Source organism: Nitrobacter sp. TKz-YC01 (assembly GCF_047824785.1).
Classification (GTDB): Bacteria; Pseudomonadota; Alphaproteobacteria; order Rhizobiales; family Xanthobacteraceae; genus Nitrobacter.
Window position 1 is genome coordinate 2,072,395 of sequence record NZ_CP181167.1, and the last position, 18,725, is coordinate 2,091,119.

General features: G+C 61.8%; 19 protein-coding genes, 1 tRNA gene and 1 pseudogene. 3 read left to right on the forward strand and 18 right to left on the reverse strand.

All coding sequences use genetic code 11. The annotated features are described in order from the left end of the window. Positions 1 to 46: 46 nt before the first annotated feature. The 9 genes and pseudogenes from thiL to ACMYR2_RS09790 form a co-directional block, all read right to left on the reverse strand. Positions 47 to 1,015, reverse strand: coding sequence for a thiamine-phosphate kinase (gene thiL / locus ACMYR2_RS09750; protein WP_347263348.1), 969 nt, complete (start codon positions 1,013 to 1,015; stop codon positions 47 to 49). A gap of 253 nt (positions 1,016 to 1,268) precedes the next feature. After that, a complete protein-coding gene (gene nusB, locus ACMYR2_RS09755; RefSeq protein WP_141383559.1) occupies positions 1,269 to 1,751 on the reverse strand; it encodes a transcription antitermination factor NusB in 483 nt (160 codons plus the stop codon). A 7-nt stretch (positions 1,752 to 1,758) separates the two neighbouring features. Beyond that, positions 1,759 to 2,250, reverse strand: a complete 492-nt coding sequence (ribH, locus tag ACMYR2_RS09760) for a 6,7-dimethyl-8-ribityllumazine synthase (protein WP_416192847.1) — start codon at positions 2,248 to 2,250, stop codon at positions 1,759 to 1,761. Positions 2,251 to 2,319: 69 nt separating this feature from the next. Then, a complete protein-coding gene (locus tag ACMYR2_RS09765; RefSeq protein ID WP_347263350.1) occupies positions 2,320 to 2,949 on the reverse strand; it encodes a riboflavin synthase in 630 nt (209 codons plus the stop codon). A gap of 174 nt (positions 2,950 to 3,123) precedes the next feature. Continuing rightward, a complete protein-coding gene (gene ribD, locus ACMYR2_RS09770; RefSeq protein WP_347263351.1) occupies positions 3,124 to 4,296 on the reverse strand; it encodes a bifunctional diaminohydroxyphosphoribosylaminopyrimidine deaminase/5-amino-6-(5-phosphoribosylamino)uracil reductase RibD in 1,173 nt (390 codons plus the stop codon). Then, positions 4,293 to 4,775, reverse strand: coding sequence for a transcriptional regulator NrdR (nrdR, locus tag ACMYR2_RS09775; protein ID WP_347263352.1), 483 nt, complete (start codon positions 4,773 to 4,775; stop codon positions 4,293 to 4,295). Before nrdR ends, ribD begins: the two co-directional genes overlap by 4 nt. 174 nt (positions 4,776 to 4,949) lie before the next feature. Further along, positions 4,950 to 6,257: a serine hydroxymethyltransferase gene (gene glyA, locus ACMYR2_RS09780; RefSeq protein WP_347263353.1), complete on the reverse strand. Its 1,308-nt coding sequence runs from the start codon at positions 6,255 to 6,257 to the stop codon at positions 4,950 to 4,952. A gap of 180 nt (positions 6,258 to 6,437) precedes the next feature. Next, positions 6,438 to 6,605, reverse strand: coding sequence for a DUF3606 domain-containing protein (locus ACMYR2_RS09785; RefSeq protein ID WP_347263354.1), 168 nt, complete (start codon positions 6,603 to 6,605; stop codon positions 6,438 to 6,440). Positions 6,606 to 6,729: 124 nt separating this feature from the next. Further along, positions 6,730 to 7,012 (reverse strand): annotated as a pseudogene (locus ACMYR2_RS09790) (hypothetical protein). Between the two features lie 167 nt (positions 7,013 to 7,179). On the opposite strand from ACMYR2_RS09790, the gene ACMYR2_RS09795 reads away from it, so the two are divergent. After that, positions 7,180 to 8,181 carry a DUF4062 domain-containing protein gene (locus ACMYR2_RS09795; RefSeq protein ID WP_416192848.1) on the forward strand — a complete coding sequence of 334 codons (1,002 nt, stop codon included), beginning with the start codon at positions 7,180 to 7,182 and terminating at the stop codon, positions 8,179 to 8,181. A 62-nt stretch (positions 8,182 to 8,243) separates the two neighbouring features. Here the strand turns inward: ACMYR2_RS09795 and ACMYR2_RS09800 are convergent. Together ACMYR2_RS09800 and ACMYR2_RS09805 are read right to left on the reverse strand one after the other, a co-directional pair. Next, positions 8,244 to 8,328: transfer RNA gene (locus ACMYR2_RS09800), tRNA-Leu, on the reverse strand. A gap of 128 nt (positions 8,329 to 8,456) precedes the next feature. After that, entirely contained in the window at positions 8,457 to 8,699 is a 243-nt protein-coding gene (locus ACMYR2_RS09805) for a FliM/FliN family flagellar motor switch protein (protein ID WP_292961173.1), read from the reverse strand. Positions 8,700 to 8,763: 64 nt separating this feature from the next. Here ACMYR2_RS09805 and lipB point away from each other — a divergent pair, with 64 nt between their 5' ends. Next, a complete protein-coding gene (gene lipB, locus ACMYR2_RS09810; RefSeq protein WP_347263356.1) occupies positions 8,764 to 9,459 on the forward strand; it encodes a lipoyl(octanoyl) transferase LipB in 696 nt (231 codons plus the stop codon). 84 nt (positions 9,460 to 9,543) lie between these two features. On the opposite strand, the gene ACMYR2_RS09815 is transcribed toward lipB, so the two are convergent. Further along, positions 9,544 to 10,125, reverse strand: a complete 582-nt coding sequence (locus tag ACMYR2_RS09815; protein ID WP_416192849.1) for a TonB-dependent receptor domain-containing protein — start codon at positions 10,123 to 10,125, stop codon at positions 9,544 to 9,546. On the opposite strand from ACMYR2_RS09815, the gene ACMYR2_RS09820 reads away from it, so the two are divergent. Next, positions 10,018 to 11,153, forward strand: a protein-coding gene (locus ACMYR2_RS09820) for an IS3 family transposase (RefSeq protein WP_416192834.1) whose coding sequence is annotated in 2 segments (ribosomal slippage) — positions 10,018 to 10,288 and positions 10,288 to 11,153 — 1,137 coding nt in all. Because the reading frame shifts where the segments join, the coding sequence is not laid out codon by codon here. The two genes, ACMYR2_RS09815 and ACMYR2_RS09820, sit on opposite strands and share 108 nt — an antisense overlap. Before the next feature lie 58 nt (positions 11,154 to 11,211). Here the strand turns inward: ACMYR2_RS09820 and ACMYR2_RS09825 are convergent. The 6 genes from ACMYR2_RS09825 to ACMYR2_RS09850 all read right to left on the reverse strand — a co-directional run bounded on the left by ACMYR2_RS09825 (position 11,212) and on the right by ACMYR2_RS09850 (position 18,516). Further along, positions 11,212 to 13,299 carry a TonB-dependent siderophore receptor gene (locus ACMYR2_RS09825; protein WP_416192850.1) on the reverse strand — a complete coding sequence of 696 codons (2,088 nt, stop codon included), beginning with the start codon at positions 13,297 to 13,299 and terminating at the stop codon, positions 11,212 to 11,214. Positions 13,300 to 13,410: 111 nt separating this feature from the next. After that, a complete protein-coding gene (locus tag ACMYR2_RS09830; protein WP_416192851.1) occupies positions 13,411 to 14,373 on the reverse strand; it encodes a FecR family protein in 963 nt (320 codons plus the stop codon). A 207-nt stretch (positions 14,374 to 14,580) separates the two neighbouring features. After that, entirely contained in the window at positions 14,581 to 15,084 is a 504-nt protein-coding gene (locus tag ACMYR2_RS09835; RefSeq protein ID WP_416192852.1) for an RNA polymerase sigma factor, read from the reverse strand. A gap of 249 nt (positions 15,085 to 15,333) precedes the next feature. Continuing rightward, the gene (locus ACMYR2_RS09840) at positions 15,334 to 15,633 is read right to left on the reverse strand and encodes an acylphosphatase (protein WP_347264611.1); all 300 of its coding nucleotides are present in this window, start codon (positions 15,631 to 15,633) and stop codon (positions 15,334 to 15,336) included. 75 nt (positions 15,634 to 15,708) lie between these two features. After that, entirely contained in the window at positions 15,709 to 17,724 is a 2,016-nt protein-coding gene (locus ACMYR2_RS09845) for an acetyl/propionyl/methylcrotonyl-CoA carboxylase subunit alpha (RefSeq protein ID WP_347264612.1), read from the reverse strand. Between the two features lie 219 nt (positions 17,725 to 17,943). Continuing rightward, positions 17,944 to 18,516, reverse strand: coding sequence for a hypothetical protein (locus ACMYR2_RS09850; RefSeq protein ID WP_141382932.1), 573 nt, complete (start codon positions 18,514 to 18,516; stop codon positions 17,944 to 17,946). Positions 18,517 to 18,725 lie beyond the last annotated feature (209 nt).

Consider the following 18,725-nt stretch of genomic DNA (forward strand, 5'->3'; position numbering starts at 1 on the left):
CAGCCGGGCGTCATTGCGCGCCGTGGGTTCGCGCGCCGCTCCCTGTTCAGAAGTGGCTGTAGGAAAGCGGCGCGAGCGCGATATCGTCGCCTTTTGCGTCGCGCCATTTCGGAGGCGCGTCGCCCGCGACGACCTCTCCGATCGGTGTCACGGCGACGCCGGCGACGCGTGCCGCCCGCGCGAAATCATCCCAGCGATCCCTCGCGACTGTACACAAAATCTCATAATCGTCGCCGCCGCTCACGGCGGAGGCGAAACTCGCCTGCCCCTGCTCTATCAGTCCGCGTGCAGCTTCGGAGAACGGAACGGCCGCGGCATCGACGGTTGCCGACCCCCCCGACGCTCTGCAGAGTTTCGCGAGATCACCCGCCAGACCGTCGGAAACATCCATCGCCGCCCGCGCGTGGTTGCGAACAGCCTTTGCGAGGCGAAGGCGCGGTTGCGGGATCCGGTATCGCTGGATCAGCGGCTCACGGATCTCAGGATCGCTGACCGTCACGTTGCCTGAGAGAATGGCGAGCCCGAGCGCCGCGTCGCCGATCGTGCCGGAGACGGCGATACGGTCGCCGGGCTGCGCGCGGCTACGCAATATCATTTCACCACGGGGCACGCGACCGAAGGCCGTGACGGAGATCGTCAGCGGTCCGGGAGTGGCGACGGTGTCACCGCCGAGCAACGGGCAATCAAAGGCGATGGCGTCGCCGGCAAACCCGTTCGCGAAGGCCGCGAGCCATCTCTCGTCCAGTTCACGCAAGGCCAGAGTCAGAACGAATCCGGCGGGCGTGGCTCCCTTGGCGGCGAGATCGGAAAGATTGACCCGCAATGCTTTCCTGGCGACAGTTTCAGGCGGATCATCATTCCGAAAATGCACCCCTTCGACGATCGCGTCGGTTGTGATCACGAGATCGTCGCCGCTGCCTTTCAAGACCGCCGCGTCGTCAGTGAGCCCGAGCGCCCCCGGATCGGTCGCGATCGGCTTGAAGTAGCGAGCGATCAGGTCGTCTTCACCGGACATGTTTCGACTCGTCGAGGTTCATCCGCGCCGCCGCAGCGGAATGCGCTTTGTTATAGCGTTTTCAGGCGAAGTGGCCGCCGGTTCGCGTGAAGAAAACGCGACAAATCAAATCTGAGAGCCTCGCTTCTGATTCCATCAGAAGCGAAAAGGCTCCAGAGTCTGTTTCAACTGCGTTGAATCAGACTCGTCGCTTATCTTTTTGTTTGAGCATGATCTTCTCCGAAAACCGGTTTCCACTTTTCGGGATCATGCTCTAGCGAGTAAACTCGGCGTTGCGAAAACGGCGCGCGATCTGGTCAAGCACCGCATTCACCATGCCGGCTTCATCCTTTTCGACGAAAGCGTGCGCGACATCGACATATTCAGACACCACCACCCGCGCCGGAACATCCTTGCGGTGCTCCAGTTCGTACGAGCCGGCGCGCAGCACCGCGCGCAGGATCGCGGCGACACGCTTCAGCGGCCAGCTTTTCGAGAGCGCATCGTCGATCAAGGGGTCGATCCTCACCTGATCGCGAACCACGCCCGCCACCACGTCCCGAAAGAAGGCTGCCTCGGCAGGAAGATACCTGTCGCCCTCGACTTCGTTGCCGAGCCAGTGGCTGTCGAACTCCGCGAAGACATCGTTGATGCCGGCGCCGCTGATCTCCATCTGATACAGCGCCTGCACCGCGGCGAGCCGCGCCGCGCCGCGCCTGTTTGCCTTCCTGTCAATGCTTGCCTTGATGTCCGCCATCGCTCCGTTACGCCTTCGCCAACCGGCGTTTCAGCCGCAGCATCGTCAGCGCTGCCCGCGCCGCGTGGCCGCCCTTGTTCAATTCGCCCGCCCGCGCCCTCGCCCACGCCTGATCATCGGTGTTGACGGTGATGATGCCATTGCCGAGAGCGATGCGACGTTGCACCGACAGATCCATCAGCGCGCGCGCGGATTCCGTCGAGACGATCTCGAAATGGATGGTGTCGCCCCGCACGACGCATCCGAGCGCGACCACCGCATCGTAAGGCTCGCCGCTGCGCTCGGCCGCATCGAGCGCGAAGACGATGGCCGCGGGAATCTCCAGCGCGCCCGGAACGGTGACGACGTCATGACGGACGCCGGCAGATCGCAGTTCGGCGACCGCTCCTTCAAGCAACGCATCCTGGATGTCATCATAGAACCGCGCCTCCACGATCAGAACACGCGCGCCGGAGACGCTCGTCTGATCCTTAAGCGGTGCGTGCCTTGCCTCTGCCATACCTGCTCCGGTTCGCCGTGCCGGGCCTGCCCGGTATTGGTTCCGATAAAGAGGCCAGTAGCCCGCGTATCATGCTTCCGTCAATGAATCGCTTTTCGTCTCGCTCAGGCGTGCGGCATAACGCGCCATCAGGTCGACCTCGATATTGACCTCGCTGTTCGGACGCCAATCCCCCAGCGTGGTAAGGCCGAGCGTGCGCGGAATCGTGAGCACCGAAAACGCCTCGTTCCGAACGCTGTTTACCGTCAGCGATACGCCGTCCAGTGTCACGGAGCCCTTGACGGCGATGAACCGCGCCAACCTGGGAGCGGCAGAGAATTCGAAGCGCGCCATGCCGTGCTGATCGTCTCGCGTCAGGATGGTCGCGATTCCATCGACGTGACCCGCAACAATATGGCCGCCAAGCTCGTCCCCGATCTTCAACGCGCGTTCAAGATTAAGCCGCGTTCCCACAGCCCAGTGCTTCGCCGTCGTCACATCGAGCGTTTCCGCCCCGACATCGACATCAAACCAGGTCAAGCCGCCGGCGACGCCGGAGGCGACGACCGTCAGACATGCGCCGTTGCAGGCGATCGACGCGCCGTCCGCGATAGTGGCTTGATCGTAGTGACAGAGGATGCGGAGGCGGTGCAGCCGGTTCTGCGCCGTGCGCGTCACGCTTTCGATCTCGCCGATGTCTGTCACTATGCCGGTGAACATCAGAACCTTCCGAATCCAGTACTTCCGCGGCGGCCGAAAGAGGTAGATGTCCGGTGCTGGGACGGGCATGACGGCTTCAAGCGCAACTCCATTTATAGCGTTTTCGAACGAAGTGGACACCGGTTCGCGTGAAGAAAACGCGACCAGATAAGGATTACCGGAGCATGGCCGGATTCAACTTGATCGGTTCATGTTCTGGACACGTTCGTAGATCGCGAGAGCGTCCTGATCCAGCGTCTCGCCCGCACGCATCCTGAATCGCGGCGACCCGGTAATGGCGGTCAGCGGCAAGGTCCCGAGCGCGGCCACGCCGTCGTCGCCGATCGGATCCGGACCGCGCAGCAGCCACGCTTCGTCAACCAGCGCCGCCGTGACAAACGACGATGCAACGCGCGCGCCGCCTTCAACCACCAGCCGGGTGACACCGCTTTCCGAGAGAGCGCGGAGTACCGCCACGAGATCGAGCCCGGTCGCGCCTGCCGCGAGCGGAACGCGTATTACCCGCACGCCGGCCGCGCCGAGCTTCATCGCCCTTGATGCTTCGGCAACTTCCGAGGTCATGACCCAAAGCGGGGTTTCGCGCGCGGACTGGACAAGGCGGCTGCTCTCCGGGATGCGCAGCGCGTGATCCAGAACCACGCGGAGCGGCGAGCGCTTTTCCATGCCGGGAAGCCGGCAGGTCAGGAGAGGATCGTCAGCCAGGACGGTGCCGATGCCGACCAGGATCGCGCTGCACTGCGCGCGCAGAAGATGCGCCCGCGCCCTCGCCGCCTCGCCTGTGATGGCGACCGGCACGCCTCCTGCGGCAGCGATCTTTCCGTCGCTGGACAAAGCGAGCTTGAGAATGATGTGCGGACGCCTGTCCCGGACCCGCCGGAAATGTCCGGCATGATGGTGCGCCGCCTCGGCCGCGCAAAGTCCGACCTCCACCGATACGCCAGCAGCCCGCAATCGCGCATGGCCCTGCCCGGAGACTTCGGGAGTGGGGTCCTCGATCGCGGATACGACCCGCGTAATGCCGGCCGCGATCACGGCGTCCGCGCAAGGCGGCGTTTTTCCCACATGAGAACACGGCTCCAGCGTGACGTACAATGTCGCGCCGCGCGCCGCCTCTCCCGCGCGCCGCAGCGCCTCGGCTTCCGCGTGCGGACGCCCTCCCGGCTGGGTCCAGCCGCGGCCGACGATAACACCGTCCTTCACGATGACGGCGCCCACGGCCGGGTTGGGCGCGCTCGCGCCCAGGCTGCGGCGGCCGAGCGCAAGCGCCAGCTGCATGAAGTGCAAATCGACGGCCCTCTCCGTTCGGAGACCAGCGACGTGCTGCTCCTCCAGAACGCCGAAGATCATTTGCGAAGCGGAACCCGCCGCGGGTCGTCCTCGCTGGAGAGTTCACCCAGGACCGCCTCGAAATCCTTGGCCTCGCGGAAATTGCGGTAGACCGAGGCGAAGCGCACATAGGCCACGTCGTCGAGGCTGCGCAGGTGCTCCATGACGATCTCGCCGATGGTTTCGGACGAAATTTCGGCCTCACCGCCACTTTCGAGTTCGCGAACGATGGCCGAGACCAAGGTTTCGATGCGCTCGGGTTCGACCGGACGCTTGCGCAGGCTGATCTGCAGCGAGCGTACCAGCTTGTCCCGATCGAACGGCACCCGCCGGCCGTTGCGCTTGATCACCGTGAGCTCCCGCAGCTGCACCCGCTCAAACGTCGTGAACCGGAAATTGCAGGCCATGCAGACCCGCCTGCGCCGGATGACGGCGGAATCCTCGGTCGGCCGGGAATCCTTGACCTGCGTATCCAAACTGTTGCAGCTCGGGCAGCGCATCTCTCAATTCACCTTGCCATCGCCGGAGCAGCCGTTAGAGGCCCCGTGGGCCATACGGCTCTCTTACACCCGGATAACTTATCATTTTCAATCAGGTGAGCGCGTCAGTTAATTCAGGAGATGACGCTGAAAGTTTCGAAACGTCACCGGCCTTCCCGACCTTCATGCGCGAGTTCATCTATCCAGATAGATCGGAAAGCGATCCGTCAGCGCCTTGACCTTCTCCTTCACCGCCGCCTCGACCAGTGGGGCCTTGCCGTCCTCGGCCTGTGCGATGGCCGTGAGCACTTCCGCTATCAGGCCGCCGACCTGTTTGAATTCGCTCACTCCGAAGCCACGCGTGGTGGTGGCTGGCGTACCGAGACGCAGGCCCGAGGTCACGAACGGCTTTTCGGGATCGAAGGGAATGCCGTTCTTGTTGCAGGTCAGGCCGGCGCGAACCAGCGCCTTTTCCGAAACGTTGCCTTTCAGCCCCTTGGGACGCAAATCCACCAGCATCAGGTGGTTGTCTGTGCCGCCGGACACGATATCGAAACCATGACCACGTAGGCTTTCAGCAAGCGCCTTGGCGTTTTCGACGACGTTCTTCGCGTAGATCTTGAAGTCCGGTCGCAGCGCCTCGCCGAGCGCCACGGCCTTGGCGGCGATGACATGCATCAGCGGACCGCCCTGCAACCCCGGAAAAATGGCCGAATTGAACTTCTTGGCGAGCGCTTCATCATTGCACAGGATGAGACCCCCTCGCGGGCCGCGTAGCGACTTGTGGGTCGTGGTTGTCGTCACATGCGCGTGCGGCACCGGCGATGCATGGACACCGCCGGCAACCAGGCCCGCGAAGTGCGCCATATCCACCATCAGATAGGCGCCGACGCTGTCGGCGATCTCGCGAAAGCGCTTGAAATCCCATGGCCGCGAATAGGCTGAGCCGCCGGCAATGATCAGCTTCGGCTTCACCTCCTCGGCGCGGCGGGCCACCTCGTCCATATCGATCAGGTGATCGTCGCGCCGCACAGTATAGTGCGCGACCTTGAACCACTTGCCGGACATGTTGACCGGCGCGCCATGCGTCAGGTGCCCTCCGGCGGCAAGGTCGAGCCCCATGAAGGTATCGCCCGGCTGCAGCAGCGCCAGAAACACCGCCTGGTTCATCTGGCTGCCCGAATTCGGCTGGACGTTGGCAAAACGGGCGCCGAACAGCTTTTTGGCGCGCTCGATCGCCAGTGTTTCGGCGACATCCACCCATTCGCATCCGCCGTAATAGCGCGCGCCCGGATAACCCTCCGCGTACTTGTTGGTCATCACCGAGCCCTGCGCCTCCAGAACCGCACGGCTGACAATGTTCTCCGACGCGATCAGCTCGATCTCGTGACGCTGACGGCCCAGTTCGCCTTTGATCGCGGCGGCGATCTCCGGATCGGCTTCGGCCAGCGTGGCCGCGAAGAAAGGATCAGGGGCGGAGGCGGTTTTGGCGGAAGAATCCATGCAAAAAATATCCTCGGCAGCGCAGACCGTGATGCACGGGTGCGAACAGCAATAGCGGATGGTCGAAGCGGCCTCCGCCAGATAGCACATCGAATCGGAGCGGCCAAGGTGTTGCGGCTCGGCTTCGACATCCGGCCAATATATGGTGGATGCCTGTCGCGAAATCCCGGCGGGGAACTTTTATTCCTGCTTTTCCAGGCGATGCCGCACGGCAGCCAGCGACGGCCCTACCTCGGAAATCGTCTCCAGCAGCCTCTCGCGGGATACGTTCAGCCGGCTTGCCCAAAGCTCGGTCTGGGCGCTGTCATTCGGGTCCACCGCGACCGCGGGCTTCTGGTACGTGGACATTACGGAGGCGACTGTGACAAGCCGGATCATCCCGCAATTCTAGCAGGCACACGGCGTTCCGCCACCCTGCCCGGCAACCACGGTTAAGATCCGGTGCTCTACTTCGGAAAATAGTGGCCAACCGTCAGCCAGAACACCCGCGCCAGTGATCCTCTCGCGGTTGCCCGCTTGGCTGATCCTGTATCAAGAGAACCATCGTGCCGGCGTTCGTGCCCGGTGGAGCAATCAAGGCCGTGATCGACCAGCCGTCGTGAGGGGGTATAGCGGCCCCGGGCATGGCGCTCGGCAATGAGCGCCTGCTCGTACTCGTCGGACGATGAAAAGAGGCAGGCGAAGCCGCCACGCGCCACCGTCGCCGCGGTTTCGAGCGACATGATATCGTTTCGAGTGTTGCTGCGTGAGATCATCATGAACGAAGCCTATGAGTCGCATGGTAAACAAACGATTAACCCGCAACGGGTGGGGCCGCGACCTGCCCGAAACGCCTTCCACTTATCCCCGCCACATGACAAGTGATTGACAAATCCGGGTGCCCGCAGCGCAGGGTCAAGTCCCGCGACGAGGAAAAGTTCAAGTGGATCGGGTTTTTCAGATTTTCATTGCTTCGGTGGACGCCGATCTGGAGGAGCGTCAGGCCGTCGGCAGCACGCTGGCAAAGGCAGGATACATGCCCGCCGGCATGGAATCGTTTCCGGTCACCGATCAGCAGCAACTGGACTATATCAAGCGGATCATCGATCGCAGCGACTATTACATCATCATCGTCGGCCGCCGTTACGGCTCTCTGTCGGATCATGAGCTGACTTTCGCGGAAAATGCCTTCGCGTATGCGCGATCAAAGGACATTCCGATACTTGCGTTCCTTCCGGAAAAGCCGGGCCACGCCACGGGCGGAGCGATCGAGCCGGAGCTTCCGCTGAAAGAAAAGCTCGACGCTTTCAAAGCCCGGTTGAGCAGCAGCCGCATCGTCGAATTCTGGAGCAACGGAAACGATCTTTGCATGAAAGCCATGATGGCCGTCGCAACCGCCGTGAATTTGAAACCCGGCGTGGGCTGGATACGCGGCGACCAGGCCGCCAATCCCAAGCATTTTCAGGAACTGGAAAAGCTACGGACCGAGAATGCGGATCTGCGCCAGAAGCTTGCCGCGCTCGAGAATGACGGGTCGTCGCCTCACCCGACCGAGGCGGAGCCGGACAACTCAATTACCGTGGAATTTCTCGTCTACCGGTCGGAGGAAGGGGCTCCGGACTCGATATCGCGGCCGGTCCTGTTGGGCGACCTTTTTGCCGGGCTTTATGGCCATCTCCTCAAAAGCCCGTCCGAAGCCTACGTTCGGGAGCTTGTCGGATACTGGTACCGGCAGAAGCTTCACATCTCCGATTATTGCGAACTCAGCGAAAAGAGCGCGGTCATCATCCGGGATAGGTTGGAAGCTCTTGGTTTGATCAAGCCCCGGTCGATCATGGCGGGCTTTTCCAATCACGTCGTCTGGCCGCTGACCGAAAAGGGACGACGGTTTTCCGAGTCGGGGCACCTGCCCAGAATCGGTCACTCAGGCTCCACCGCAACCTGATCAACCGCGCGCAGGCGGTTTTGACAAGGAAACGTGGATGTTTCTCGATCCGTCTTGTCAGGTGGTGCGCTCGAAAGGACTCGAACCTTCACGATGTTACTCACTGCCACCTCAAGGCAGCGCGTCTACCAATTCCGCCACGAGCGCAAAATCGGGTCAGGCTCGCCGCCGGACCGATCGACGGCACCGATGTAACAAAACAATGATGGAGGGACAAGGCCCCGCGAGACCTCCCTCTTCCCGACCGGTGGATTGCAAGGCAGCCGGGGAAAGCGTTACCGGCGGTCCGGTGCGCGCGGCAGCATCTGTTTGACTTCGACCGTGATGCGGTTCCGGTTGACCATCACGACGCCGCTGGCGATCGGCAGGTTATTGGCCAGGATCTTGACCTCGTCCTGCTCGGTGGCGTCAAGCTCGATGATGGCGCCACGGCTGAGCCGCATGACCTGATGAACAGGCATGGACGTGGTGCCCAGAACCACCATCAGATCGACCGATACTTTATCGAGTGTCGCCACGAAATACAGACTCACGAACCGTGCAAATTGCTACGGTTCCAGACCACCACATGATGGTTAGCCAATGATTAACAGCCGCCAGACCCTTGATTTGAAGCTGTTCGCGGCCTCCCCCGGCGATCCCGTGGACTGGCGGCGGTCGGATCATCCCGTGCCCTATCCGGAAGCGGTCGAGGCGATGGAAAGGCGCGCCGCGGCGATCGCCTCGGGCGAGGCTCCTGAGCAGGTCTGGCTGCTGGAGCATCCGCCGCTTTACACCTCCGGCACCAGCGGGCGCGAAGCCGATCTGGTGAAGGCCCGCTTTCCGCTATTTTCGACCGGCCGTGGCGGCCAGATTACCTATCACGGCCCCGGCCAGCGCATCGCCTATGTCATGCTGGATCTGAAGCGCCGCCGTCCCGACGTGCGGGCGTTCATCGCCAGTCTGGAGGAATGGATCATCCGCACGCTCGACGCCTTCGGCGTCAAAGGAGAAAGGCGCGAGGAACGGGTCGGCGTCTGGGTGGCGCGCCCGGACAAGGGGCCGGGCCATGAGGACAAGATCGCGGCGATCGGCGTGCGGTTGCGCCGTTGGGTATCGTTCCACGGCGTCTCGCTCAATGTCGATCCCGATCTCAGCCATTTCGCCGACATCGTGCCCTGCGGCGTCACCGACCCGCGTTACGGCGTGACGAGCCTCGCGGACCTTGGTTTGCGTGTCAGGCTGACTGATGTCGATGACGCCTTGAAGCGTGCCTTCGGCGAAGTTTTCAGCTCCTGAACTTTTCCAGCATAGCCGCCACGTAGTTATGCCTCGCCAGCGGCGGAGAACTTCTTACTTGCATGGCGACAAGCTGTTTCGTCCTCAAAACCTGTAGGTCATGCTGAGAAATACGTTGCGCGGTGCGCCCCAGGTATAGGAGCCATAAAAGTCCGCGAGATTGATGTATCTCCTGTCGAACAGATTGCCGACATTGAGCGTCGCCGACAGATTGTCGGTGAATTTATAGCGCGCCATCAGATCCACCACCCAATAGCTCGGCGCGGTGAACAGCGCCGTCCCATAGACCGGGTTTCTCATATTACCCCAGGTTATATCCATCCAACGCGCGCCGCCGCCCAGTGTGAGACCGTCCAAGGCACCGTCGAACTTGTACGTATTGTAGATCGTGAATTGATTCTCGGGCGTTATCGTCGCGACCTTGATACTGTTCAGACGCGATATCCTGTGCGTGAAACCTCCATGCAGTTGCCAGTTCTGCGTGATGTACCCTGAGGTGGTGCCGGTTTCTGAGACAGGGGCATAAGGTGGATCGCCCGATGAAAAGGACGATCCGGTATGAAGACACGCAGACGATTTACGGCTGAGTTCAAGGCCAAGGTTGCGCTTGAGGCGATCCGTGGCGAGCGGACGATTTCGGAACTGGCGACAAAGCACCAGCTTCATCCGAACCAGATTACGCAGTGGAAACGGCAGGCCATCGAGAACCTGGCCAAGACGTTCGACGACAAGGCTGCTGATGCGCAGGTCGGCCGGGAAGCCGAGGTGACCAAGCTGCACGCCAAGATTGGCCAGCTTGTCGTTGAGCGGGATTTTTTGGCCAAGGCCTTCGATCGCTGAGCCTGGATCGGAGGAGAATGATGATTGACCCCGATCACAACCGGCTCTCGATCCGCCGCCAGTGCGAACTGGTCTCGATCTCGCGGGCGTCGTTCTACCGACAGCCCGCCGGCGAGACGCCCGAGAACCTCGAACTGATGCGCACCATCGACGAGGCCTTCATGGAGACGCCCTGGTATGGCTCCCGGCAGATGGCCCGGCATCTGCGGCGTCAGGGCTGGTGCGTGGGTCGCAAGCGGGTCCGGCGGCTGATGCGCAAGATCGGTCTGTCGCCGATCTACCAGGCGCCGAGAACCAGCGAGCCGCATCCGCAGCATCGCATCTATCCCTACCTGCTGCGGCACCTGGCGATCGAGCGGCCGGATCACGTTTGGTGTGCCGATGTGACCTATATCCCGATGCGGCGCGGCTTCCTTTACCTCGTGGCCATCATGGACTGGTTCAGCCGCAAGGTCCTGGCCTGGCGGTTGTCGAACACGATGGATGCCGACTTCTGTGTTGCCGCTCTCGAAGAGGCGATCGCCTGCCATGGCAGGCCCGACATCTTCAACACCGACCAAGGCTCGCAGTTCACTAGCTTCGCCTTCACGACGACGCTGAAGGATGCCGGCATCCGCATCTCCATGGACGGGCGCGGCCGCTGGATGGACAACGTCTTCATCGAACGACTGTGGCGCAGCCTCAAATATGAGTGCGTCTTCCTCAGCACATTCGAAACGGGAAGCCAAGCCCGCTGCGGCATCGGCTCCTGGATAGACTATTACAACCGGCGACGCCCGCACTCGACCTTCGCCGGCAGGACGCCCGACGAAGTCCATGCTATGGCGGAAATGACGGAGCAATTGGCGGCGTAGAAACGAACCCGATCCACCTTAGCCAGGCCGCCAAACTGTCTCACCAAGCGGGTCCACCTCACCCTGAGGCTTCGAGCTCAAAGCCTTCGCTGCGAACCCCGTCCACGCCACGATAAGCAATACCGCCGCTCGGCGTCATGCCGCCGCTCGGCAACGGGTAGTTGTTCTGCTCGATAATAAAATAAGCCAGGCTGGTGTTGAGACGTTTATCGAAGAACTCGCCCTTGAGGCCGGCTTCGTAATTCTTTCCGGTCTGTGGATCGAGCGATTGACCCTGCTCGTTCTGTACGGACTGCGGTCTGAAGATGTCGGTATAGCTGGCATAGAGCGAGAAATTCTCGTTCAAGTCATAGATCGCGCCGACGAAGGGCACGACGACATTTGAAACTTTCATATTCAGGATATTGCCCTGTAGCCTCTCATAATTGGCCAATCTGCTGCCCACGATCAACTTGAAGCTGTCGTGCAGATTAAGACGAGCGGTGGCGTAAAATCCATGCTGCCGCACAGTTTCATCGCCAGGATATCTCTCAGCAGGGGCGCCCTGCCAATTCGGCTCGGGAACGTTGCCGCCGAAATTGTAGTAGTTCGGAATTGGAGCGATGACTCCGAATTCATCCCAGGAACCCTTCCATCTCCTATTGGAAACAGTGCCGCCGACGACAACTTCATGCTGGCGACCGAGAATCTGGACCGGACCGGTCGCATAGAAATCTGCTACGGCGTTGCGGGTTTTGCCGGCCATCCGAGTAGCGTTCAATGAGACGCCGGAGCCATCGACCGGGTCAGGGAAGCCAATGAGGCCCGCACCACGTTTCGCATCATAGCCGAAGAGCTGATCCGTCAGCTGCAGCTTGGCGCGCCAGCCGTTGTCGAAGCGATGCTCCAGCGTTGAATACACTGTATGAGAGTACTGTTCCCATGTGCTCCAACGCGCCACCGGATTCGTCGAGCGCGGTGTACCGTTGAAGTTTCCGTTCTTGTCGAAAACCCATATACGGCTCTGAAACGATCCTGTCGGCTTGCTGTTCTGGTAGTCTACGCCGACAGTGAGCATTGTGTCCGGCGTCAGGTCCGCTTCCAGGACACCGTATACTGTGGCGTCCTTCCTGTGAAAATGGCTCAGATATGAGTTTGCATCACGGTATGCCGTAACGAATCGCCCCCGAACGGTGCCTTCCTTGTTCAATGGCCCCGAGACGTCCAGTTCACCTCGATAATCGTCCCAGGAGCCGCCCCCAAGCGTGGTGTATCCCTGGAACGTGGAGGTCGGCTTCTTGCGGACCATGTTGATGGTCGCGCTCGGATCGCCGCTGCCGGTCATCAGGCCGGTCGCGCCCTTGAGCACTTCCACCCGATCATACAGCACCGTGTTGGCGGTGCTTTGCCCTCCGGGATAGGTCTGGTCGTAGTACGACGGCACTCCGTCATACTGAAAATTCTGAATAGTGAATCCGCGCGATTGATACTGCGCTCGCGCTCCATTATCCCATTTCACCACGAAAATGCCCGGCGTTTGCTCGAGCACTTTCTCGACACTGTTCAGATTGAAATCCTCGATCTGCTGCCGGGTAATAACGCTGATCGATTGCGGCGTTTCGCGCGGGCTGAGTTGAAGCCGTGTCGCGGTCGCCGTCACGCTCGGCGTGTACGCGCCGGTGCCTTCGGTCCTGCCGGAATCGCTCGACTGCTCGCCCTGCACGTCGATGGTATCGAGCGCGATCGCGCCCGCTGGCGCCGCGCCGCCAGAAGAAGTCGCGCCGGGCTGCGTGATCAATACGTTTCGCGAATCCTTGAACGAGTAGCTCAGGCCGGAGCCTTGAAGGATGCGCGCGATAGCCTGCTCGCGTGTCGCCGCTCCCTGAATTCCCGGCGAGGTCTTGCCGCTCGCAATGGAGGCTTCATAGGAGAGCTGAATTCCCGATTGCCTGCCGAAGGCGGCGAGCGCTCGATTCAAGGGGCCGGCAGGAATGTTGAAACTGGTTTGAGCCTGCGCGAGCGCCTGGCTTTGCGGCACCGCGCTGCCGCCGATCACCGCCGTCGTCGCCAGCAGCGCCGCGATCAGCGCCTTGCGAACGCCGTTGCAAAAATCGCTCCCGCGAAACTCATATCGCAAAGCCCGTTGCCCCAAAGCCCCTTGTCGCATGTCCGAACTACCCCTGAGTGTCATTCGGGACTGGCGGCTCGCTGTTCGATGCAGTCCCTAAGGGCTTTACGAACTGGCTTCCGAAATTTTCTGTTTTTTGTGTGGGATTCTTCAGACAGGCGAAATCACGGTCATGAAGGGCGTGATGCTGCGCACCTTCGCGCCGAACGGACGCACCACCGCTTCGAGCGCTCCGAGCGGATCGGCAAGATCGAAAACGCCGCTCACCACGCGGGAGCCGAGAGAAGGATCGGCCATGACCACGCTCCCCCGCTGCCATCGCGAAATTTTAGCGACCATCGCCGAGACGGTTTCCCGTTCGGCTACGATCATTCCCTCCCGCCATGCCGCGATCTGGGAGGCTTCGCGCGTGCCGCGAGCAATCGCGTGCGAGGAATTGTCGAAGGTGATCCAGTCGCCGGGATTTAATCGTTCCGCGAGGCGGAGTTCGGAATCGGCTGCTCTTGCCTCGACCGCGCCATGGTCCACGGAGACCGAAACGAATCCCGCGTCGTTGGACACGTCAAATGCGGTGCCCAGCGCCGTCGCCGTGAGATCGCCGGACAGAACCGAAAACGGCCGCGACGCGTCGCGCGCCACGTCGAAATAGGCCATTCCCGCCAGAAGCCCGATGGTCCTTCGCGCGTCGGTAAAATCGATCGCGACCGCGCTATCGGGCCCCAGCGTAATCTCGCTGCCGTCGGACAAGGTAATACGCCTGATTTCAGCGGTGGACGTCATGTGGTCCGCCCGCGCGCGCAGGAGAGCGCCTGGCACCGTCAACGATCCGGCCGCGGCAACGCCCGCGCCGATCAGGCCGCCGATGACCAGCGTGCGCCGCGACATTCCCGCAACCCCGCCTTCCGCGGCCGCGCGCTGCCGGGATAAAATCTTTCCGGTCATGCCGTGGATCGCGGCGACCCTGGCCCAGGCCGCCTCGTGCCGGGGACTGCGCGCCACCCATGTCCGCACCATGTCGATGGAAACAGGGTTGGCCGGGTCGTTCTGAAGGCGGATGGCGAGGTCCGCCGCTTCGCGAAACAATCGGCGGTCCTCTGCCTGCGCCTCGGTCATTCGTATACGTCCATCATCTCGCGCTAAAACCTTTCCGCTTCTGATTGAATCAGAAGCGGCTCTATTATTCTGTTTTGACGCGTTTTCTTCACGCGAACCGGTATCCACTTCGCTTGAAAACGCTATGGATTAGCGCGAGCGAAACCTTCCCTATCGACATTACGAACGGCAGGCCCGAATTTTCAGTTTTTCTTGAACGGCGGCCCGTCAGAGGCCGGTCAGCCGGGCATCGATGTGATCGTAGGCGTCCCGGATGAGCGACCAGACGCGGGAAGTCGAGAGATCGAGTTCAGCCGCGACCTCGGCAATCGTCATCTCATCAAGCCGATGCATTTCGAAGGCAATGCGGGTGCGCTCGGGCAGTTCAGCAAGTGCGGCTCTGGTCAGCGCCAGCTTCTGGCGGTCATAGACGGCGGATTCCGGTGACGGCGTGGGGTCGATGATCGCGGCGAAATCCTCGGCCGACAGATCGACGCGACGCAACACCCGCTCGCGCCGCTGATGGTCGATGCCGAGATTGCGCGCCACCCGAAACAGATAGGCCGCCGGGTTATGAACCGTCACCGACCTGCCGGGCGGCGAGACGAGAACCTTGACGAAGGTATCCTGGGTGATGTCCGCCGCCGTTTCCTCGCTCAGTCCCCGACGCCGCAGCGCCGCGGTGATGTCGCGCGCATGGCGCACGAACAGCTTGTGAAAGTCCCAGCTCATGGTCGCACCGCTGGAAGCCAGCCGGAAGAAATCCCTTCTCCGCAAACGAATACCGCCGGTGACAGCGGCTTCAGACAGACAGAAACGGACGAAGAAAGAACCATCATGCCAACATGGAACAACCGGGGTTGAGGAGACGCAGGCACGCCGCCACCGTCCGCTCTGTCCATTCGTTTAGGGTGTCCAAAATTCTTCCGCAACCGCAATGATTTGGATTGATTCTAGAAGCGGCTCGAAAGGATTTTCTACCTACACAGTCGGAAGCTGTGAGAAGCGTTCGCCGGGCCGGATCATTGTCAGCGCGTTCGCCGCCGCCGGCTGATCTTCAATCTCATCCACGCGCGCGAATTCCGGCCCGCTCCGGCATCGCGCCGCCATTTCCGCGACGGCTTCGGCCGACCCTGCGAACAACGCCTCGACGCTCCCGTCATGCCGGTTACGGACCCAGCCGCCGACGCCGAGCCGGATGGCTTCGCGCATCGTCCAGTAGCGAAAGCCGACACCTTGAACCCGACCGCGGATCACGACCTGACGGACGACCTCATGCATCCAGTGCTCCCATCGATTGCCGCCGGACGAAATCACGGCGCGCAAATTCACGACATCGAGACATCATGAAAGCTCTCAAGCGAATTCGAGAATGAGCGCATCCACCGCCAGCGTCGCTCCGGGCACGGCCGCGATCCTCTTGACCGTTCCGTCCTGCTCGGCGCGCAGCACGTTCTGCATCTTCATCGCCTCGATGACCGCCAGCGTCTCGCCGGCCTTGACCTCCTGCCCTTCGGTCACGGCGATCGAGACGACAAGGCCGGGCATCGGACATAGCAGCTTCTTGCCGTTGTCCGTGACCATCACCACGGGCATGAGCCGCGCGGCCGCCGCCTCGGTTTGTGTAAACACATAAATCGCGACATCGAACCCCTGATGCGCGAGCCGGAATCCGTTTGTGATCGGCCTCACCTGTATTGCGATCGGAGCCTCGTCCAACGTTCCCTGCCAGACCGGCTGGCCGGGCGTCCATCGCGAAAGCAATCGATGCGCTTCGCCGGCACTTTCGTCCGCCTCAACAAAGCGAACCGCTATGGCGTCGCCGTCACGCGAGACGTCGAGCAGGATTTCATCGCGATCGATCCAGACCGCGCGGCGCTGTTCCCGCATCACCGGACGCCCGTTCATCTGGCCGGAAATCCGCCGCTTGCGCTCGCCGAGCACGTGATCGATCGCCGCCGCCACCGCCGCAAGCCTGCGCGCGATCTCGCCTTCCGGCGCGCGGGCGGTGAACCCGTTCGGAAACTCCTCGGCGATGAACCCGGTCGAGAGATTGCCGGCGCGCCAGCGCGGGTGATGCATCAAGGCCGACAGAAACGGAACGTTGTGCCGGATGCCATCGATGTAGAATGCGTCGAGCGCGTGAGCCTGCGCCTCGATGGCGGCGGAGCGAGACGGCCCGTGGGTCACGAGCTTGGCGATCATCGGATCGTAATGAATCGAAATCTCACCGCCCTCGTAGACGCCTGTGTCGTTGCGCACGGTGACATCGTCCCGGCTCATTTCCGCCGGCGGCCGATATTTGACGAGGCGTCCGATAGAGGGAAGAAAATTGCGGAACGGATCTTCGGCATAGACGCGCGACTCGATCGCCCACCCCGTCAGCGTCACGTCCTCCTGGGCTACCGACAGCTTTTCTCCCGCAGCGACGCGGATCATCTGTTCGACCAGATCGATACCGGTAATCAGTTCGGTGACCGGATGCTCCACCTGTAGCCGCGTGTTCATCTCGAGGAAGTAAAAGCTCTTGTCCTGCCCGACGACAAACTCAACCGTGCCTGCGGAGTCGTAGTTCACGGCCCTCGCCAGCGCCACGGCCTGCTCGCTCATCCCGTGCCGCGTGATCTCATCGAGCAGCGGCGACGGCGCTTCCTCGATGACTTTCTGGTTTCGTCGCTGGATCGAGCACTCGCGCTCGCCGAGATGGATCACGTTGCCATGCTTGTCGCCGAGCACCTGGATTTCGATATGCCGGGGTTCGACAATGAATTTCTCGATGAAGACGCGATCGTCGCCGAACGAGGCTTTCGCCTCTGCTTTCGCCAGATTGAACCCCTCGACAACCTCGGCGCTGGAATGCGCGATGCGCATGCCCTTGCCCCCGCCGCCCGCGGAGGCCTTGATCATCACGGGATAGCCGATTTCAGCGGCGATCTTCACCGCGTGCCTATCGTCCTCGATCACGCCGAGGAATCCCGGCACCGTCGGAACGCCTGCGCTCGCCGCCACCATTTTGGATTCGATCTTGTCGCCCATCGCGGCGATCGCTTGCGGATGGGGTCCGATGAAAACGATGCCGGCATCCGCTAGCGCGCGCGGAAACCCTTCGCGCTCGGACAGGAACCCGTAGCCGGGATGGACGGCTTCCGCGCCGCTCTGGCGGCAGGCTTCGATGATTTTCTCGATGACGAGATAACTCTCGGCGGCCGGCGGGGAACCGATCGGCACGGCCTCGTCGGCCATCCTGACGTGAAGCGCGGCCCGGTCCGCCTCGGAGTACACGGCGACGGTCTCAACGCCCATCCGGCGGGCTGATTTGATGATCCGGCAGGCGATCTCGCCGCGATTGGCGATCAGGATTCGTTTGAACATGCCTGGCGACCTGCAACCTTCGGGAGCGGTCCTATCATCATCGACAACGTATACGCGGTCCGGCCTTCGACGCTACAGCGTTTCCTCGTACAGAAGAACAAAACAACAGCAAAGGCTTTTCAGCAGCATATCAGTCGCGACCGCTCGATCCCGAACGCCCGATAGAAAACGGCGGGCCAATAGCCCGCCGTTCGTCGATCTAAAGCCTTCCAGCGGCTGTTACATGCCGAGATCGAGAACGCCCGGAAGATGCGCCAGCGGCAAGGTTGCCGCGCCGATCAGGCTCGCGACCAGCGCCATCAGCTGACGATTGCTGCGGCGTTTGCCGCGCATCTGGTTCGCAATCCACTCCAGCACCTCGATATTGACGCCCACCGCCCGGGTCGGCGCCCAGCTTTCGATTGCGGTATCCGGAGCCAAAGCGATACTGCGCGCCGGCACGGGAAGTCCCGATGCGGACGCCGCGTGGTGAACGATGGCCTTGGCGAACAGATCGTCGAACCGCCCGCCATCGCTTCGCTCGGTGGCGGCATCATTGATCTCGAACAGCGCTTCAGCCTCTTCCCGGCTGACCGGCTGGTTGTCCACGGCAGCGGCCGTCAAAAGCCGCTCGCACCAGGACGTATCGGTGGAGTCGAGCGCTCTGGAGAAGTGAACGCGGCCGCCGGCGGTCGGGCCCTCCCCCGTGATAACGCCGTTACGGACGGTTGCGAGGGCCGCCACCACGTCCTTCCGGCTCGCAATGGCGGATGTATCGATGGGAGCGGCGGCGGCGGACAGGTCGGAAAGCATCGGTAGGGTTCTCTCTTCTGGATCAGATGAGCAATTTCATGCGGGCGTGAATCGTTCGTTAAAAATCGGACAATCCGCTAACGTGCTTAAATTTAACGGTCAGTCTGGTTGTCGCCCCCGTGGCGGCCCCGGTTCAAAGACATTGGCAACAGCTTTCGGCATGCATGGGGCGACGGCGGGGCAACATCGGGACATCTTCGATCACGATG

Excerpts from the sequence above, each read along its gene's own strand:
- thiL (WP_347263348.1), bottom strand. The coding sequence starts at position 1,015 with ATGTCCGGTGAAGACGACCTGATCGCTCGCTACTTCAAGCCGATCGCG.
- nusB (WP_141383559.1), bottom strand. The coding sequence starts at position 1,751 with ATGGCGGACATCAAGGCAAGCATTGACAGGAAGGCAAACAGGCGCGGC.
- ribH (WP_416192847.1), bottom strand. The coding sequence starts at position 2,250 with ATGGCAGAGGCAAGGCACGCACCGCTTAAGGATCAGACGAGCGTCTCC.
- ACMYR2_RS09765 (WP_347263350.1), bottom strand. The coding sequence starts at position 2,949 with ATGTTCACCGGCATAGTGACAGACATCGGCGAGATCGAAAGCGTGACG.
- ribD (WP_347263351.1), bottom strand. The coding sequence starts at position 4,296 with ATGATCTTCGGCGTTCTGGAGGAGCAGCACGTCGCTGGTCTCCGAACG.
- nrdR (WP_347263352.1), bottom strand. The coding sequence starts at position 4,775 with ATGCGCTGCCCGAGCTGCAACAGTTTGGATACGCAGGTCAAGGATTCC.
- glyA (WP_347263353.1), bottom strand. The coding sequence starts at position 6,257 with ATGGATTCTTCCGCCAAAACCGCCTCCGCCCCTGATCCTTTCTTCGCG.
- ACMYR2_RS09785 (WP_347263354.1), bottom strand. The coding sequence starts at position 6,605 with ATGTCCACGTACCAGAAGCCCGCGGTCGCGGTGGACCCGAATGACAGC.
- lipB (WP_347263356.1), top strand. The coding sequence starts at position 8,764 with ATGATTAACAGCCGCCAGACCCTTGATTTGAAGCTGTTCGCGGCCTCC.
- ACMYR2_RS09815 (WP_416192849.1), bottom strand. The coding sequence starts at position 10,125 with ATGAAGCTGGTGCTTTGTCGCCAGTTCCGAAATCGTCCGCTCGCCACG.
- ACMYR2_RS09825 (WP_416192850.1), bottom strand. The coding sequence starts at position 13,299 with ATGCGACAAGGGGCTTTGGGGCAACGGGCTTTGCGATATGAGTTTCGC.
- ACMYR2_RS09830 (WP_416192851.1), bottom strand. The coding sequence starts at position 14,373 with ATGACCGAGGCGCAGGCAGAGGACCGCCGATTGTTTCGCGAAGCGGCG.
- ACMYR2_RS09835 (WP_416192852.1), bottom strand. The coding sequence starts at position 15,084 with ATGAGCTGGGACTTTCACAAGCTGTTCGTGCGCCATGCGCGCGACATC.
- ACMYR2_RS09840 (WP_347264611.1), bottom strand. The coding sequence starts at position 15,633 with ATGCATGAGGTCGTCCGTCAGGTCGTGATCCGCGGTCGGGTTCAAGGT.
- ACMYR2_RS09845 (WP_347264612.1), bottom strand. The coding sequence starts at position 17,724 with ATGTTCAAACGAATCCTGATCGCCAATCGCGGCGAGATCGCCTGCCGG.
- ACMYR2_RS09850 (WP_141382932.1), bottom strand. The coding sequence starts at position 18,516 with ATGCTTTCCGACCTGTCCGCCGCCGCCGCTCCCATCGATACATCCGCC.